We start from the raw sequence: 2222 nt of genomic DNA, 5'->3' as shown, positions 1-2222 counted from the left end.
GATGGAGCGTTGCGTAATCCGGGAAACGTCTTGCGCTCCGCGCCAATCCCGGATTTCGCTGCGCTCCATCCAGGCTACAAGATTGCGATCCTTACGAAGGAATCTTTGCGATGACTGTCTACGCAATCGCGCAATTGAAGATGACGGACCGCGCGGCGTATGACCGCTATCAGGCACGCTTCTTCGATGTGTTCAGGAAATACAACGGACGGCTGCTGGCGGCCGACGAACATCCGCGTGTGCTCGAAGGGGCATGGCATCATGACAAGCTTGTCATGATGTCGTTTCCCGACGAAGCCGCGTTTTTCGCCTTCTCCAACTCGCCCGACTATGTCGAGATCTCGCAAGACCGCAAGGCGGGCGCGCAGGCGACCGTGCTGCTGGTGAAGGGATTTGCGCCCGTCGGTTAGAGTAGCAACTCACCAGAACGGTCCATAGCCGAATACGAACGGCGCAGGCACGCCGTAAGGATAGGGACGGTAGTAGACGGGCCGCGCGTAGTAGCGCGGATCACGGGGCGCAGAATGCCGCGCAATGTCGTGGTGTCGCGCGTGTCGTCGCGCATCAAAAACTGCGATCCCCGCCGAGGCATCCGGCTTCGTCGTCCTCTGCATCGCGGAAGCGCGAGGCAAACCGGCGGCGAGCCCAACGAGAACGGCCAATGCAATCCATCGCGTCATGACGACCTCCGCGCCTTGAGCATGCGGGCTTCACCAGGCCGTCTGCAAGTTAAAACAGGCCCGGCGCAGTGATGACGATGCCCGCGCCAATGATGACGGCGCCAATGGTGTTACGACACAAGGATGAGGGCCGAGCTCTGGAGCCTTGAGACTGAATAGGCTATGGATGAACGCGCCCCGGACGCGAATGCAGAGGGCACGCGACAAGTTCCTGAGCCTCGGCGCAACATTTCGCGCGCCACCAAAACCGGCCGTCAGCGACGAACGTATCTTCTGGTCGAGCGAATGCAGGAGATGGTCATGCCGAATTCCAGCGGATTGCGGATATCTCGCCTCGCGATCGCAGCGAGCCTCGCGCTCGGCGCGAGCTCGGCGATTGCCGCGCAGGGACCGGGCGTCGAGGCCGGCGCGGCGAGCCCGCTGACTCAGCTCGTGATGACGATCCTGGTCTATGGCGCGTCCGCAGCTGTCGTYGGCGCCGGCCTGATCGGCGCGCTCCGCGGGAATTGAGGGGCGTCAGCCCCGGCGCCAGTAGCAGCTCATATGCGGCACGATCACCGTGCCGCTGGGCCGGTATTCCTGCACATAGGTGGCGTTGCACTCGCGGACCGCATCGGGACCGGGATTGTAGCGCGGATAGACGCCGTCCGGGCTGTAATAGGGCGTGACGCGCAGGCGCGTCTGGGACCGCTTGCGCGGCGGCGGGGCGTCGGGCGAGACGGCCTGGGCCAGCCGGATGTCGGGGCCGGCCGTCTGGGCCCGGGCCGGGGTTGGGGCAACGACAAAAAAAGTCGAAAACAACCCCATGCACAGTAGAACCGGTACTGCTGTTCCCGCCCGCATCACACCACCACTGACCTAAGCCATCCCCTTGATGCGTCGTACGCTCCCCGTTTTCACGCGCGACGTCAACGCTCGATCTTATAAAGCGGGATGCAACGCCGCGAAACCCACGCTAAGAGAAGTCCATGTGGACGGAATTGAAGGCCCCCTCGCTGGCCGAGATGGAAGCGGTGGCCCACGAATTGTTCGAGCGCCTGCCGGCGGAGTTTCGCGGGCTGTGCGAGGGCGTGATCATCCGCGTCGACGACTTCCCGACCGAGGAGGTCCTGGACGAGATGGACTGCGAGAGCGAGTTCGACCTGCTCGGCCTATTCCAGGGGGTCGGCCTGCCCCAGCAGAGCTTTGGCGACGTAGCGCGGCTGCCCAACATGGTCTGGCTCTACCGCCGGCCGATCCTGGATTACTGGACCGAGCACGACGAGACCCTCGGCCATATCGTCCGCCACGTCCTGATCCACGAGATCGGCCACCATTTCGGCCTTTCGGACGACGATATGGCGGCGATTGAGGCCCAGGAGACGGGTCAAGCAGACTAGATCTGCCGAATTCGGCCTAGGATTCGGCCCCCGATCGCGATAAATACCTGTTCCCCCTGAACCACCCGGGAAAGCGCAACCATGGACAAGTTCACCACGCTGGAAGGCGTCGCGGCGCCGCTGAAGATCATCAATGTCGACACCGACATGATCATTCCGAAGC

General features: G+C 63.0%; 5 protein-coding genes and 1 pseudogene. 4 read left to right on the top strand and 2 right to left on the bottom strand.

Annotated features, from left to right (window positions below):
- The first annotated feature begins 110 nt into the window (after positions 1-110).
- Positions 111-410, top strand: a complete 300-nt coding sequence (locus AC1D00_RS37635) for a DUF1330 domain-containing protein (protein ID WP_404551843.1) — start codon at positions 111-113, stop codon at positions 408-410.
- Between the two features lie 9 nt (positions 411-419).
- Here AC1D00_RS37635 and AC1D00_RS37630 read toward each other — a convergent pair whose 3' ends face one another.
- Positions 420-680 (bottom strand): hypothetical protein, encoded by a 261-nt coding sequence (locus AC1D00_RS37630; RefSeq protein WP_477014154.1) that lies wholly within the window; start codon positions 678-680, stop codon positions 420-422.
- A gap of 300 nt (positions 681-980) precedes the next feature.
- Between AC1D00_RS37630 and AC1D00_RS37625 the strand changes: the two genes are divergently transcribed.
- Positions 981-1190, top strand: coding sequence for a hypothetical protein (locus AC1D00_RS37625; protein ID WP_167771613.1), 210 nt, complete (start codon positions 981-983; stop codon positions 1188-1190).
- A 6-nt stretch (positions 1191-1196) separates the two neighbouring features.
- On the opposite strand, the gene AC1D00_RS37620 is transcribed toward AC1D00_RS37625, so the two are convergent.
- Positions 1197-1487: a hypothetical protein gene (locus AC1D00_RS37620; RefSeq protein ID WP_477014153.1), complete on the bottom strand. Its 291-nt coding sequence runs from the start codon at positions 1485-1487 to the stop codon at positions 1197-1199.
- Positions 1488-1648: 161 nt separating this feature from the next.
- Between AC1D00_RS37620 and AC1D00_RS37615 the strand changes: the two genes are divergently transcribed.
- Both AC1D00_RS37615 and AC1D00_RS37610 read left to right on the top strand, forming a co-directional pair.
- Positions 1649-2059, top strand: coding sequence for a metallopeptidase family protein (locus tag AC1D00_RS37615; protein ID WP_477014152.1), 411 nt, complete (start codon positions 1649-1651; stop codon positions 2057-2059).
- A gap of 81 nt (positions 2060-2140) precedes the next feature.
- Positions 2141-2222: pseudogene (locus AC1D00_RS37610) on the top strand (3-isopropylmalate dehydratase small subunit); the annotation flags it as partial.

Source organism: Bradyrhizobium sp. P2_E8 (genome assembly GCF_056403875.1).
The sequence above is the reverse complement of the archived record's forward strand: the minus strand, read 5'-3'. Positions and strand labels throughout refer to the sequence as shown.